This window comes from Blastococcus sp. TF02A-30 (genome assembly GCF_003319185.1).
Classification (GTDB): domain Bacteria; phylum Actinomycetota; class Actinomycetes; order Mycobacteriales; family Geodermatophilaceae; genus Blastococcus.
Map to the genome: position 1 here is coordinate 316,207 of NZ_QOHJ01000001.1, position 13,121 is coordinate 329,327.

14 protein-coding genes are annotated in these 13,121 nt (G+C 75.7%); 6 read left to right on the forward strand and 8 right to left on the reverse strand.

The features are described 5' to 3' along the window. Positions 1 to 161 precede the first annotated feature (161 nt). From DQ241_RS01445 to DQ241_RS01460, 4 genes are all read right to left on the reverse strand, one after another. Entirely contained in the window at positions 162 to 1,814 is a 1,653-nt protein-coding gene (locus DQ241_RS01445) for a carbamoyltransferase C-terminal domain-containing protein (RefSeq protein ID WP_113828380.1), read from the reverse strand. Between the two features lie 107 nt (positions 1,815 to 1,921). Further along, the gene (locus tag DQ241_RS01450) at positions 1,922 to 3,676 is read right to left on the reverse strand and encodes an ATP-dependent DNA helicase RecQ (protein ID WP_113828895.1); all 1,755 of its coding nucleotides are present in this window, start codon (positions 3,674 to 3,676) and stop codon (positions 1,922 to 1,924) included. A 102-nt stretch (positions 3,677 to 3,778) separates the two neighbouring features. Further along, on the reverse strand, positions 3,779 to 5,536 hold the full coding sequence (locus DQ241_RS01455; RefSeq protein ID WP_199583967.1) for an HNH endonuclease signature motif containing protein: 1,758 nt from the start codon (positions 5,534 to 5,536) through the stop codon (positions 3,779 to 3,781). Between the two features lie 101 nt (positions 5,537 to 5,637). Beyond that, positions 5,638 to 6,840, reverse strand: a complete 1,203-nt coding sequence (locus DQ241_RS01460) for a DUF2786 domain-containing protein (RefSeq protein WP_158545851.1) — start codon at positions 6,838 to 6,840, stop codon at positions 5,638 to 5,640. A 140-nt stretch (positions 6,841 to 6,980) separates the two neighbouring features. Between DQ241_RS01460 and DQ241_RS20990 the strand changes: the two genes are divergently transcribed. Genes DQ241_RS20990 through DQ241_RS01490 form a run of 6 tightly spaced genes read left to right on the forward strand, consistent with a single transcriptional unit; the run spans position 6,981 to position 10,990 of the window. After that, the gene (locus tag DQ241_RS20990) at positions 6,981 to 7,373 is read left to right on the forward strand and encodes a molybdopterin-binding protein (protein WP_233492139.1); all 393 of its coding nucleotides are present in this window, start codon (positions 6,981 to 6,983) and stop codon (positions 7,371 to 7,373) included. After that, positions 7,370 to 8,128 carry a molybdate ABC transporter substrate-binding protein gene (gene modA, locus DQ241_RS20995; protein ID WP_113828383.1) on the forward strand — a complete coding sequence of 253 codons (759 nt, stop codon included), beginning with the start codon at positions 7,370 to 7,372 and terminating at the stop codon, positions 8,126 to 8,128. The genes DQ241_RS20990 and modA overlap by 4 nt, the downstream gene beginning before the upstream one ends. Beyond that, positions 8,125 to 8,928: an ABC transporter permease gene (locus tag DQ241_RS01475; protein ID WP_113828384.1), complete on the forward strand. Its 804-nt coding sequence runs from the start codon at positions 8,125 to 8,127 to the stop codon at positions 8,926 to 8,928. Before modA ends, DQ241_RS01475 begins: the two co-directional genes overlap by 4 nt. Next, positions 8,925 to 9,977, forward strand: coding sequence for an ABC transporter ATP-binding protein (locus DQ241_RS01480; protein WP_113828385.1), 1,053 nt, complete (start codon positions 8,925 to 8,927; stop codon positions 9,975 to 9,977). The genes DQ241_RS01475 and DQ241_RS01480 overlap by 4 nt, the downstream gene beginning before the upstream one ends. A 12-nt stretch (positions 9,978 to 9,989) precedes the next feature. Further along, complete coding sequence (locus tag DQ241_RS01485) at positions 9,990 to 10,568, forward strand: NTP transferase domain-containing protein (protein WP_113828386.1); 579 nt, start codon at positions 9,990 to 9,992, stop codon at positions 10,566 to 10,568. Then, positions 10,565 to 10,990, forward strand: coding sequence for a molybdenum cofactor biosynthesis protein MoaE (locus DQ241_RS01490; RefSeq protein WP_233492140.1), 426 nt, complete (start codon positions 10,565 to 10,567; stop codon positions 10,988 to 10,990). The genes DQ241_RS01485 and DQ241_RS01490 overlap by 4 nt, the downstream gene beginning before the upstream one ends. A gap of 15 nt (positions 10,991 to 11,005) precedes the next feature. Here the strand turns inward: DQ241_RS01490 and DQ241_RS01495 are convergent, their stop codons facing one another. The 4 genes from DQ241_RS01495 to moaA all read right to left on the reverse strand — a co-directional run bounded on the left by DQ241_RS01495 (position 11,006) and on the right by moaA (position 13,086). Continuing rightward, the gene (locus DQ241_RS01495; protein WP_233492141.1) at positions 11,006 to 11,476 is read right to left on the reverse strand and encodes a histidine kinase; all 471 of its coding nucleotides are present in this window, start codon (positions 11,474 to 11,476) and stop codon (positions 11,006 to 11,008) included. 73 nt (positions 11,477 to 11,549) lie between these two features. Further along, positions 11,550 to 11,753 carry a hypothetical protein gene (locus DQ241_RS01500; protein WP_113828388.1) on the reverse strand — a complete coding sequence of 68 codons (204 nt, stop codon included), beginning with the start codon at positions 11,751 to 11,753 and terminating at the stop codon, positions 11,550 to 11,552. Positions 11,754 to 11,757: 4 nt separating this feature from the next. Beyond that, a complete protein-coding gene (locus DQ241_RS01505; RefSeq protein ID WP_113828389.1) occupies positions 11,758 to 12,027 on the reverse strand; it encodes a MoaD/ThiS family protein in 270 nt (89 codons plus the stop codon). A 3-nt stretch (positions 12,028 to 12,030) separates the two neighbouring features. Next, a complete protein-coding gene (moaA, locus tag DQ241_RS01510; protein ID WP_199583969.1) occupies positions 12,031 to 13,086 on the reverse strand; it encodes a GTP 3',8-cyclase MoaA in 1,056 nt (351 codons plus the stop codon). Positions 13,087 to 13,121 lie beyond the last annotated feature (35 nt).

The following is a 13,121-nucleotide window of genomic DNA, read 5'->3' on the forward strand; positions in this document are numbered from 1 at the left end:
CGTGATCCGCTGTACCCCTGGCCGGACCTGCGGTAACGGCAGATCACCCGGTCGGGGGTCTCGCAACCGGATCGTCACCCGGACCGGCGGCGGGACGGACGGATCCCCCCGTGTTCGGCGCCGACCGGCCCGGCGGTTCGCCGCGCCGGGCCGGGTCCCGGTCAGTCGCCGGTGCGCGAGGTGGCCTTCGCCCGGCGGACGACGAACGGGCCGATGGCGAGCAGGTCGACCGGAGCCGAGCCGAAGCACTCCAGGGCGTCGCGCGGGTCGTCGACCATCGGCCGGCCGGCGGTGTTGAGGCTGGTGTTGACCACGACCGGGATGCCCGTGCGCCGCTCGAACGCGGAGATCATGCGGTGCACCAGCGGCTGCTTGTCGGGGTCGATGGTCTGGATCCGCGCCGTCCCGTCGACGTGGGTGACCGTGGGGATGCGCTCGCGCCACTCCTCGGCGACGTCGTGCACGAAGAGCATGTACGGCGACGGGATGGGTCCCCGGCTGAAGATCTCCGGCGCCCGCTCCAGCAGCACCATGGGCGCGACGGGGCGGAACTGCTCGCGGCCCTTCACGTTGTTCATCCGCTCGAGGTTGGCCTCGTGCCCGGGATGGGCCAGCAGCGAGCGGTGGCCCAGCGCGCGGGGGCCGTACTCGCTGCGCCCCTGGAGCCAGGCGACGATGCCGTTGTCGGCGAGCACCTCCGCGACCGCCTCGGCGACGTCGTCCGGGCGCTCGTAGTCGATCGCCGCGGTGACGAGGACCTGCTCGATCTCGTCGTCGCTCCAGCCGCGGCCGAGCGCGGCGCCGGGCATCGGCTGGGTCTGCTCACCGAGCTCGCGGGCCACGTGCAGCGCGGCACCCAGGGCCGTGCCGGCGTCGCCGGCCGCCGGCTGCACCCAGACCTGCTCGAACGGGCTCTCGGCCAGGATGCGGGTGTTGGCGACGCAGTTGAGCGCGGTGCCGCCGGCCAGGGTCAGGGTCTTCTCCCCGGTCTGCTCGTGCACCCAGCGGGCGAGGTCGACGAGCACCTCCTCGAGGCGGGTCTGCACGCTGGCGGCGAGGTCGGCGTGCGCCTCCGTCCAGTCGTCGCCCTTGCCGAGGCGGGGCGCGAACTCGGCGAAGTCGATCTTCTCGGTGCGGAACCCGCCGTCGTCGGTCGCGCGGATCAGCTCCGACAGCTCGCCGAGGAAGCGCGGCTTGCCGTACGAGGCCATCGCCATGACCTTGAACTCGTCGGAGCTGCGCAGGAAGCCGAGGTGGTCGGTGAGCTCCTCGTACATCAGGCCCAGCGAGTGGGGGAGCGCCTGCCCGGCGAGGACCTCCAACTGCCCGTCGACGTAGCGGCCGGCCAGGTGGCTGTGCGCCTCGCCGCGGCCGTCGAGGACGAGGACGGCGTTGTCCCGCTGCGGGGCGGCGAGCCCGGCGGACGCGGCGTGCGCGACGTGGTGCTTGACGAAGCGGACCTTGGCGGGGTCCAGGCCGGGCAGCGCGTGGGCGAGGAAGTCCGGGGCCATCTCGGCGTACTGCTTGCGCATGACGTCGCCGTCGTCGAACAGGCCGGTCTCCTCGGGCGTCGTCATCAGGCCCGGGTCGAACGAGTAGGCGACCGCGTCGAGCTCCTCGGGGCGGATGCCGGCCTGGGCCAGGCACCAGGCGGCGGAGAGCTCGGGCAGCTCCCAGGCGCTCCAGGGCAGCGGTCGCTTGCCGTGCTTGCGCCGGCTGAACCGCTCCTCCTCCGCGGCGGCCACGGTCTTCCCGTCGACGACGAGGGCCGCCGCGGGGTCGTGGTAGATCGCGTTGATGCCGAGGACCTTCACGCGTGCACTCCTCCTCCTGGGGTCGTCCGGCCCGTTCCTTCGAGGCGCCGACCCGTCCTGGTGCTGATGATCAAGCCCCGGCGCGGTGCCCGCAGCTCGAGAGCCGTTCAGCCGCGGGCGCGCAGCAGGTCGTTGTCGACGACGGCGGCCAGCCCGAGGGTCTTGTAGCCGACCTCGTCGAACAGCACGGTGATCCGGTCGTCCTCGACGCGCATGACGACGCCGGGGCCCCACTCGCTGTGCTCGACCGGCGTCTCGACCGGGAACGGGGTGTCGTGGTCGTCGGCGCCCGGGTGCTCCTGGGCGGTGCCGGCGTCGCAGTTGTCGCAGTTGCCGCAGGGCTCGTCGAGCTGCTCGCCGAAGTAGCCGAGCAGGAACTGGCGGCGGCACTCGGTGGTCTCGGCGTAGCCGCGCATCATCTCGACGCGGCTCTGGTCGACCCGCTCGTGGTGCTCGGCGAGCTCGCGGGCGGCCGCGGCGGCGTCGCCCGGGCTGGGGGCGCCGTCGGCGGGGTGCGCGGCGCCGTCCTCGTCCAGGACGACGGCGGAGACCTGCTCGAGCAGGTTGAGGTCGCGGGCCAGCGGGGTGGCGGCCCGGCCGGTCTCCTCGCGGAGGGTCTTGACGTCGACGCCGTCCTCGAGGCCGGCGGCGGGGGCGGCGGCCACCAGCCCGGCGACCTGCTGCAGCTCCTCCTCGGCGGGGGCGCCGGCGGCGAAGAAGCGGCGCAGGCCGAGGTCCTCCTGCCGGTAGACGAGCAGGGCGAGGGCCGGGTCGCCGTCGCGACCGGCCCGGCCGATCTCCTGGTAGTAGCTGTCGATCGAGTCCGCCGGCTCGGCGTGGACGACGAAGCGGGTGCCGGGCTTGTCGATGCCCATGCCGAACGCGGTGGTCGCGACGACGACGTCCAGCTCGTCGTCCATCCACGCCCGTTGGGTGTCCTCGCGGTCGCCCTTGTTCAGGCCTGCGTGGTAGTGCCGCGCGCGCAGCCCGCGGTCGGCCAGGTCGGCGGCGATCTGCTCGGTGCCCTTGCGGGTGGCGCTGTAGACGATGCCCGGGCCGCGGCCCTCCCCGATCTCGGCGAGCACCCGGTCGAGGACGGCGCGGTCCTTGCCGTGGGCGTCGGCGTGCTGCTCGACCTCCAGCCGGATCTCGGGCCGGTCGAACCCGGCGACCACGATCTCCGGCTCGCGCATGCCCAGCCGCTCGACGATCTCGGCCCGCACCGGCGGGGCGGCGGTGGCGGTGAGCGCGAGGACGGTCGGGTGGCCGAGCTGCTCGACGACGGGGCCGAGTCTCAGGTAGTCGGGGCGGAAGTCGTGACCCCAGGCGCTCACGCAGTGCGCCTCGTCGACGACGAAGAGGGCGGGGTGCGCGGCCTCGAGCGCGTCGACCACCTCCGGCTTGGCCAGCTGCTCGGGGGCGAGGAAGACGAAGCGGACCGTTCCGTCACCGACCTGCTCGAGCACCTCGCGGTGGTCGCCGGCCGAGAGCGTGGAGTTGAGCTGGGCCGCGCGGCCGGCGCGGTCCTCGAGCTCGGTGAGCCGGTCCACCTGGTCGCGCTGCAGGGCGATCAGCGGCGAGACGACCACGACCGGGCCGTCGAGGAGCTGACCGGCGACCTGGTAGATCGCCGTCTTGCCGGCGCCCGAGGGCAGGACGGCGAGGGTGTCGTGCCCGCCGACGACCGCCTGCATCGCTAGTTCCTGGCCCGGCCGGAAGCTCTCGTAGCCGAGGACGTCGCGGGCGAACTCGCGGATGCGGCGGGTGCGGACCGAGGCGGTGGCCCCCGCGGGGTTCTCCTCCGCGGGCTTCTCCTCCGCGGGGTCGACGTCGGACGGGGCGGAGGGCGAGGTGCGCGGCACCGGCTCCGTGTCCCCGGTGCCGCGCCGCGGCAAACGGTGCCCGTGCTCACCCGCGTTCCTGCGGGAACGCGGGTTCGGGTCGGTCGCGCGGAGAGGTGCGGCTCACGGCGTTCCCGCGGGAACGCCGGTGCGGGTGCGGACCTCCTGCTCCGCGGCGAGCCGGCGGACGAGGTCGCGGTTGGTCATGAGGACACCGATCGCGTAGGCCATGTCCAGCCGCTCGTGGGGCACGTTGCCGGGGACGTGCAGCGCGGGTGCTCCGTCGGGGAAGAGCGCCCGGTCGATCCGCCTGCTCTCCCGTTCCGCTGCCCGCGACGTGGCGGTCGAGGCGGTCGGTGCACGCCGCGGCCCGGGCCGCCGGCGCGGTCGGAGCTCGGATCGCCGTTCGGTGGGCCTCGACCGCGGGTGGCGCGAGGGCGTCCTCCGTGCCGGACCGGCCGGCAGCGGGCGTCGGGTGAGGAGGTGGGCACCTGGACCGGTGGCGGGTTCCGTCGCGCTGGGGATCTCGCCGGCCGCGGGAGCGCCGCCGGGGCGCCGGCCCGCGGTCGTGTCGACCGGGTGGACGCCGGCGAAGGGGTCGTCGCCGCCGGCCGGGTCGGGTGCGGGTCCGTCCAGACCGGTGGTGAACGCGGCGTCGGCGCCGCCCCAGACCCGGCGCCCGTCCGGACCGGTGACCACGAGGGTGCCGTTCCGGCGGCTGATCACCAGGTCGTGGTCGTGCACGAGGCCGTGGTCGACGTCGCAGAGCAGCACCATGCCCTCGATGTCGGTGCGCCCGCCGAAGATCCAGTGCCGGGTGTGGTGGGCGTGCAGCCGCTCGATGCGGGTTTCCGGGCAGCCCGGCCGCACGCAGCCGCCGTCCCGGCGCAGCAGCGCCTGCCTCTGCGCCTTGCTGGCCAGCCGGCGACGCCGGCCCAGGGCCAGCGGCTCGCGGCCGCGCTCGATCATCGCGACGACGGTGGCCTCGCACAGCAGCCGCCGGGCCTGGGCGGCGGTGAGCGCCGGCCCGCCGTCGACGTAGGCGCGCCCGGCCGCGGTGTCGGCGGCCAGCACGTCGGCGTCGACGTGCACGACGACCTCGCGACGGGGTGGGTCGCCGGCCCGCCGGTCGGTGTCGGGGCGGGTGACCAGGTCGGCGAACGCGGCGATGCGGCGGGCGGTGGTGCGTTCCCGCACCAGCGGGGCGGTGGTGTCGTCCAGGCACCGCTGCTCGACCTCCGGGTCGACGCTGCCGCCCGCGGCGCGGATCCGCTCGTGCGCGGCGGCGGCCAGCTCGGCCTGGGCGCGTTCACGGCGGGCGTCTCGCTCGACCCGGGACTCGATCGCGGTCATCACCTCCGCGCCCCGGTCGGCCGGCATGCGGACCTTGATGGTGAGCGTGCCGTCGTCGTCGAACCAGTGCTCGAAGGACTGCTCGCGCTGCCCGCGCCGGGTGTGGTCGGCGGCGTCGTCGACCCGGCGCCAGGACCGGCAGAACCGCTCCGTCTGCGACGCCGTCGCGGTGAGCGCGAACTCCAGCAGCGGCTGCTCACAGGACGGATCGGCGATCCGGGTCAGCGCCCGCACCTTGGAGAACGAGAGCCGGCCGGCGGCGAAGGCGGCCTCGATCCGCGGCAGGCCGGCCAGGGCCCGGGCCACGCGCACGTGCTCCCGGGCCGCGCCCGGCCCCATGCCGCACTGCCAGGCCAGCCAGTGCGCGCAGGACGTGATGCCCGCCCCGGCCCAGCCCTCCAGCTCGTCGAAGTCCCGCACCAGCCGCAACCAGGCAGCGGTGGCCGCCGCCATCCGCACCGCCCCGGTGGTGATCGCCAGCGCCAGCTCCGCCAGCGGCACCCGGCCGCCGTCCGCATTCGCACCCATGTTCGAACAGTAGGAGCGGGCTCCGACAGTTTCCGCAGGTCAGCGCGCTGAAGCTGGGCGGGGCCATCGCGGCGCACGTTCCCGCGGGAACGTGCGGGCGCTCAGGTCAGCGGGGAGCGGCGGGTCCCGACATCGGCGCGTTCGGCCGCCGACCGCCCCGCGTACCAGCCGCCGGCGTCGACCGACGACCGGCTGCGGCCGGCGCGGACTCTTGGGAAGAGCTCCGCGAGCGCCGCATCGACCGCCTCGCGGCGGTCGCGCAGCACCGGCAGCAGGTCCACCCCGGTCTCCGCGGCGGCGGCCGCGGTGGCGTCCCGTCGCGCGGTCTGCAGCCGCTCGCCGACGCGCTGCCCGTAGCCGAGCAGGAAGGCCCGACGGAACGTCCGCGAGCCGGCAGCGCGGGCGTCGCGCCGCTCGGCGGCACCGAGGGCCTGGGCGACCTGCAGCAGCAGCGAGGTGAACAGCAGCTCGACGGCGTCGAGGTCGGCCCGCCCGCCCACGAGGTTGGCGATCCCGAGCCCCTGGTACCAGACCAGCCGGACGTCGTTGGCCTCGGCGACCGCCGCGAGGAGCTGCATCTTGGCCCGGACGTACGGGTCGGCGACGTGCACCCGTCGCGTGTCCACGCCCGCACCGGCGGGGCGGGCGCCGGGGTCGAGCAGGGCGGCGTCCACCGCGTGCCGGGTCATCAGCTCCTGCGCCTTCGCGGTGAGCGCCTCCGCCTCCTCGGCGAACTCGGTGGATTCGGCCTTGGCCAGCAGCCCCCGTATCCGGCGCAGGGCGCGCTCCTCGCCCGGCGCTGACGGCGCGGCCGGCTCCGACGGGGCCGGCCCCCACCGCGACGGCGGCGGCACCAGCACCTCGATCCGCGCGGCGCCGCGCAGGACGCCGGCGAGCTGCAGCACGATCCGCCACGCCTCCGCCGGCGGACGGCGCTGCGCCCGCTGCCACTCCGGGAGGACGTCACCGTCGCCGGCGTCGAGCGCACCGAGGTCGCGCAGCTGCTCCACCCAGGCCGCCGGCGCCCGCCGCTCGGCCTCCGTCCGCCGCGCGTGCGCCCCGATCAGCGCGACCACGAGCGGGACCGACCCGGCGGTGGCGTCCCGCCGGGCCGCGTGCGCGACATCGGCCGGCTGCCAGCCGCGCTCCCAGACCTCGTCGAGCGCCTCGGTCAGCGCACGAGTGGTCAGCCCGCCCGCGTCGACGTCGGGGACCTGCCGGGCGAGGCGGGCGGCCAGCTCCTGGGCAGCAGCCGCGTCGAACCGGCGGCGGAGCAGGTCCGTGAGCCAGGCGTCGTCGTCCACGTGCGGCATGCTGCCCCGTCCCGCCGACGGCGCGGTCGACGGCCTGTGGACGGCGAGGGTCTGTCCACAGGTCCGCTGTTCCGCGGATGCGGAGGGGCTGCGCCTATGGACATCCGCAGTCGCGGAGCTACAGTGCCGCCGTGCCGCACCGCTACCGGATCGCCGAGGCCGCCGCCCTGCTGGGGGTGAGCGACGACACCGTCCGCCGGTGGCTGGACGCCGGACGGCTCACCGCGCACCGGGACGGCGGCGGACCGGCCACCGTCGACGGGGTCGAGCTCGCCCGGCTGGCCGCGGGCCTGCGCGAGGCACCCGAGCCCGGGACGACGCCGTCGTCGGCCCGCAACCGGCTCACCGGCATCGTCACCGGTGTCGTGCGCGACACGGTGATGGCCCAGGTCGAGCTGCAGGCCGGGCCCTTCCGGATCGTCTCGCTCATGTCGCGGGAGGCCGCCGACGAGCTCGGCCTGGAGGTCGGCGTGCGGGCCGTGGCCACGGTCAAGGCCACGCAGGTCAGCGTGGACGTGCCGTGAGGCGCCGCCTCGCGCTGCTCGCCGCGACCGGGCTCCTCGCCGGCTGCGGTACCGACGCGTCCGGCGACGACGGGAACGGCCCGAGCGGCACGCTCACCGTCTTCGCCGCGGCCTCGCTCACCGACGTCTTCACCGAGCTCGGCGACCAGCTGGAGGACGAGAACGCCGGCCTCGAGGTCCGGTTCAACTTCGCCGGCAGCTCCGCGCTGGCCACCCAGATCACCCAGAGCGCACCGGTGGACGTCTTCGCCTCGGCCGACGAGCCGCAGATGCAGGTGGTGGTCGACGCCGGGCTGGCGGACCGGCCGGAGGTCTTCGCCGCCAACGTCCTCGAGATCGCCGTCCCCCGCGGCAACCCCGGCGGCGTGACCGGGCTGGCCGATCTGGGCCGCGACGAGCTGGCGGTCGCGCTCTGCGCCCCCGAGGTCCCCTGCGGCAGCGCCGCCGAGCAGGTGCTGGCCTCGGCCGGGATCACGGCTGCCCCGGACACGCTCGACGAGGACGTGCGCGCGGCCCTCACCAAGGTCGAGCTGGGCGAGGTCGATGCCGCCCTCGTCTACGCCTCCGACGTCGCCACCGCCGGCGGGGAGGTCGAGGGCATCCCGGTGCCGGACGCGGAGGAGGCGCTCAACGTGTACCCCGTCTGCGTCCTCGCCGACGCCCCCAACCCTGCCGCGGCGCAGGCGTTCGTGGAGCTGCTGCGCTCCGACCGCGGCCGCGAGGCGCTGGCCGACGCCGGCTTCCGCGAACCGTGAGCCGGCCGCGCGAGGGCACCGGCGTCCCGCTCCCGCTGGTGGTGCCGGCGGCCCTGGCGGTCGCCTTCCTGGTCCTGCCGGTGATCGGCCTGCTGGTCCGCACCCCCTGGTCGTCGCTGGGCGAGCAGCTCACCGCTCCGGGCGTGGGGGAGGCGCTGCGGCTCTCCCTCGTCTCCGCGACGGCGGCCACCGGCGCGTCCCTCTTGCTCGGCGTCCCGCTGGCCTGGGTGCTCGCCCGCTCGCGCATCCGCGGCCGCAGCGTGCTCCGGGCCCTGGTGACCGTGCCGCTGGTGCTGCCGCCCGTGGTCGGCGGCGTCGCGCTGTTCCTGGTGCTCGGCCGGCAGGGGATCGTCGGCAGCTGGCTCGACGACGCCTTCGGGATCACCATCCCCTTCACCACGACCGCCGTCGTGATCGCCGAGACGTTCGTCGCGATGCCCTTCCTCGTCATCAGCGTCGAGGGCGCGCTGCGCGCGGCCGATGCCCGCTTCGAGGACGTCGCGGCCACCCTCGGTGCCGACCGGTGGACGACGTTCCGCACGGTCACGCTGCCGCTGGTCGCGCCCGGGATCGCCGCGGGCGCGGTGCTCTGCTGGGCTCGCGCGCTCGGCGAGTTCGGCGCCACCATCACCTTCGCCGGCAACTTCCCGGGCACCACGCAGACGATGCCGCTGGCCGTCTACCTCGCCCTGCAGCGCGACCCGGAGGCCGCGGTCGTGCTCTCGCTGGTGCTGCTCGGCGTCTCCCTGGCCACGCTCCTGCTGCTGCGCGACCGCTGGCTGCGCGGGGCGGCGTCGTGAGCCTCTCCGCCCGGGTGCGCGTCCAGCGCGGGATGTTGCACGTGGAACTCGACCTGGAGGTCGCCGACGGCGAGGTGCTCGCCGTCCTCGGCCCCAACGGGGCCGGCAAGTCGACGCTGCTCCGGGTGCTCGCCGGGCTGCTGCCCCCGGACGACGGGCGCGTGACCGTCGACGGGAACCCCTGGGACGACGTTCCCGCGGGAACGCGTCTGCCCCCGCACCGCCGCGCACTGGGCATGGTCTTCCAGGACGCGCTGCTCTTCCCGCACCTCAGCGTGACGGACAACGTCGGCTACGGGCTGCGCACCCGCGGCGTGCCCAGGGCGGGACGCCGGGCCGCCGCCGCGGCCTGGCTCGACCGCGTCGGCCTCGGCGACCTGGGCGACCGACGGCCGGCGCAGCTCTCCGGCGGTCAGGCGCAGCGGGCGGCGCTGGCCAGGGCGCTGGTCGGGGATCCGGCCCTGCTCCTGCTCGACGAGCCGCTGTCCGCGCTGGACGCCCGCACCCGGCTGACCGTGCGCGCCGAGCTGCGCCGCCACCTCGCCGCGTTCCGGGGCAGCACGGTGCTCGTCACCCACGATCCGGTCGACGCGATGGCGCTCGCGGACCGGGTCGTCGTCGTCGAAGGCGGCCGGGTCGTGCAGGAGGGCGCGCCCGCGGAGGTCGCCCGCCACCCGCGCACCGACTACGTCGCGCGGCTGGTCGGCCTCTCGCTGCTGCCGGGCACGGGCGAGGGGACGACGGTCCGGCTGGACGACGGCGGGGTCGTCGCGGTCGCCGAGGAGGTGCGCGGACCGGTCTTCGCCGCCGTCCGCCCCGAGTCCGTCGCGCTGTACCGCAGCCGCCCGGACGGCAGCCCCCGCAACGTCTGGCGGCTGCGGCTCACCGGGGCGACCCCGCACGGTGCGACGGTCCGCTGCGACCTGGGCGGCGAGGTGCCCCTGGTCGGCGACGTCACCGCGACCGCCTTCGCGGAGCTGGGCCTGGTCCCCGGCGACGAGGTGTGGGCCGCGGTCAAGGCCTCCGAGGTGTCCGTCTACGAGCGCTGAGAGGGTGGGGGCATGACCACAGCCGCCGTCGTCCTGGCCGCCGGGGGCGGCCGCCGCTACGGGATGCCCAAGGCCCTCGTCGAGTTCGAGGGGAGCCTGCTGGTCGAGCGGGCGGTGCGGACGGCGCGGGCGGCCTGCGACGTCGTGCTCGTCGTGCTCGGTGCGCAGGCGCTCGACGTCTGGCGCACCGCCGACCTCACCGGCGCCACCGTGCTCGCGAACGCGGAGTGGGAGACCGGCATGGCCTCCTCCCTGCGCACCGGGCTGGAGGGCCTGCGGGGGTTCCCCGGCACGGTCGACGCCGCGCTCATCACCCTCGTGGACATGCCGGGCATGACCCCGGCGGCGCTGGCCGCCGTCGCCGCGCACGCCGCGCCGGGCGCCCTCGCGGTCGCCACCTACGACGGCGTCCGCAGCCACCCGGTGCTGCTGGGCCGTGAGCACTGGGCCGGCGTCATCGGGAGCGCGACCGGCGACGAGGGCGCCCGCCGGTACCTCGCCGAGCACGAGGTGACCGAGGTCGACTGCACCGGTCTGGCCGATCCGGCCGACCTCGACGTCCCGCCGCCCGGGGTACCGTCGGCGCCGTGATCGCCAGCCCGATGATCGCCCGAGTCGTCGACGCGCCGCTGTCGGTCGCCGAGCACGAGGAGGCCGTCGCCGACAAGGCCGCCGGCGCCGTCGTCAGCTTCTCCGGGGTGGTCCGCGACCACGACGGCGGCCGCTCGGTCGCCGAGCTGGAGTACGTGGGCCACCCGACCGCCGAGCAGGTCATCCGGGAGCTGGCCGAGGAGTTCGCGGCCCGCGAGGACGTGCACGCCATCGCGGTCAGCCACCGGATCGGGCTGCTGGGCATCGGCGACGTGGCACTGGCCTGCGCGGTCAGCGCCTCGCACCGCGGTCAGGCGTTCGCGGCCTGCGCGGAGCTCGTCGACGAGGTGAAGAAGCGGCTGCCGATCTGGAAGCGGCAGGTCTTCACCGACGGCGAGGAGGAGTGGGTCGCCTGCCCCTGACCGGGCGTCCCCTGATCACGTCAGGGGCTCCGGGAGCGGAGGCGGGTCCATGCCGGCCGCCATCAGCGTGCTCAGCATCCGGGCCGCTGCCTCGATGACGGACAGCTCACGGACCGCGCTGCGCGGCTTGGCCCGGTAGGCGACGCCGCAGAGCGTGCCGAACAGCTCGCCGTCGCGGGTGACCAGCGGGATGCCGACGTAGGCCGCGATGTCCTGGAGCGGCCCGGTGGTCCGGGACGCGTAGGCCGGCACCGCGGCCGTCACGGTCGCCAGCCGCGGCGCGGTCCCCTCGACCATCTGCCGGCAGAAGCTGTCCGCCCACGGCAGCACCAGCCCCGGCCGCACCGAGTCGGGCGGTTCGGCCAGCAGGACCACCTGCCGGCCGTCGACCACCTGGGTCACCATCCACAGGTCCCAGCCGACGTGCTCGTGCAGGAAGCGCAGCGCTCCCTCCGCGGCCGAGCACCAGTCCGGCCACGGGGCCATGTCGCTGATCCCTTCCGGAACCATGTCGACCGTTGTTCCCCGCGGCGCCCCCGCCCAACCGCGGACCCGGCGGTCAGCGCGCGCCGGCGAGCCCGTCGTCGTCGGAGCGGTGCGGGTGCTCCCGGCGCTCCAGCGCCTCTTCCTCGGCCTCCGCCTCGGCGATGTGCGCCTCGCCGGCGGCGGTGGCCGCGGCATCGCCGTGGGACTCGCCGTACACCTGCTCGGCCCGGCCGAGCAGCTCCTCCGCCTTGGCCTTGGCCTTCTCGAAGATGCTCATGCGCTCAGCCTCCTGCGAACGGGGGCAGCACGTCCACCACGGCGCCCGGCGTCAGGGCCAACGCCCGGTCGCGGGTCGTGGTTCCGTCGACCAGGAACGAGCACGCCGTCAGCACCCGCTCCAGCCGCTCGCCGTGGTCGGCCACGATCTGCCCGACCAGCTCGTCGAGCGAGCCGGCCTCGCGCTGCTCGGTGTCGACGCCGGAGGCCGCGCGGGCCCCGGCGAAGTAGCGCACGGTGACGGTCGCCGGGGTGGCGGGGCGGGTGGACGACACCGCTCAGCCCCCGATCGCCGACATGGGGCGGCTGGGCTGCAGGAAGCTGGGGTCGTCGATGCCGTGGCCGGGCAGCTTGCCCAGGGTCGCGATCCGCCACCGGTCGGCCAGCTCCTGGTCGGTGGCGCCCTCGCGCAGCGGCGTCCGCAGGTCGGACTCCTCGCGGGCGAACAGGCAGTTGCGCACCTGGCCGTCGGCGGTGAGCCGGGTCCGGTCGCAGGCGCCGCAGAACGAGCGGGTCACCGAGGCGATGACGCCGACCGTCGCCGGGCCGCCGTCGACCAGCCAGCGCTCCGCCGGCGCCGAGCCGCGCTCCTCGGAGTCCGGCGTCAGCGCGAACCGGGCCGAGAGCCGCTCGAGGATGTCCTCGGCGGTGACCATGCGGCCCCGGGTCCAGGCGTGGTGCGCGTCCAGCGGCATCTGCTCGATGAAGCGCAGCTGGTAGCCGTGCTCCACGCAGAACTCCAGCAGCGGGACGGCGTCGACGTCGTTGAGGCCGTGCAGCAGGACGGCGTTGACCTTGACCGGGGTCAGCCCGGCCGCCTGCGCCGCCGCCAGCCCGGCCAGGACGTCGTCGAGCCGGTCGCGGTGGGTGAGCTGCTTGAAGCGGTCGCGGTCGAGGGTGTCGAGGCTGACGTTGATCCGGTCGAGCCCGGCCTCCGCCAGCGCCGGCGCCATCCGCGACAGGCCGATCGCGTTCGTCGTGAGGCTCACCTCGGGTCGCGGCCGCAGCGCGGTCGCCGCCGCCACGATCCCCGGCAGGCCGGGCCGCAGCAGCGGCTCGCCGCCGGTGAAGCGGACCTCGCGGATGCCCAGCTGCTCGACGCCGATGCGCACCAGCCGGACGACCTCGTCGTCGGTGAGCTGCTCCACCTTGGGCAGCCACTGGAGGCCCTCGGGCGGCATGCAGTAGGTGCAGCGCAGGTTGCAGCGGTCGGTGAGCGACACGCGGAGGTCGGTGGCCACCCGGCCGTGCCGGTCGACCAGCCCGCCGGACCCGGGGGCGGGCACCGGGTCGGCGCGGCGCACCACCGGATCGGGGAGCTCGGCGCCGGTCATGGCCCGAATGTAGCCGCGCGGACGACGAAACGCGG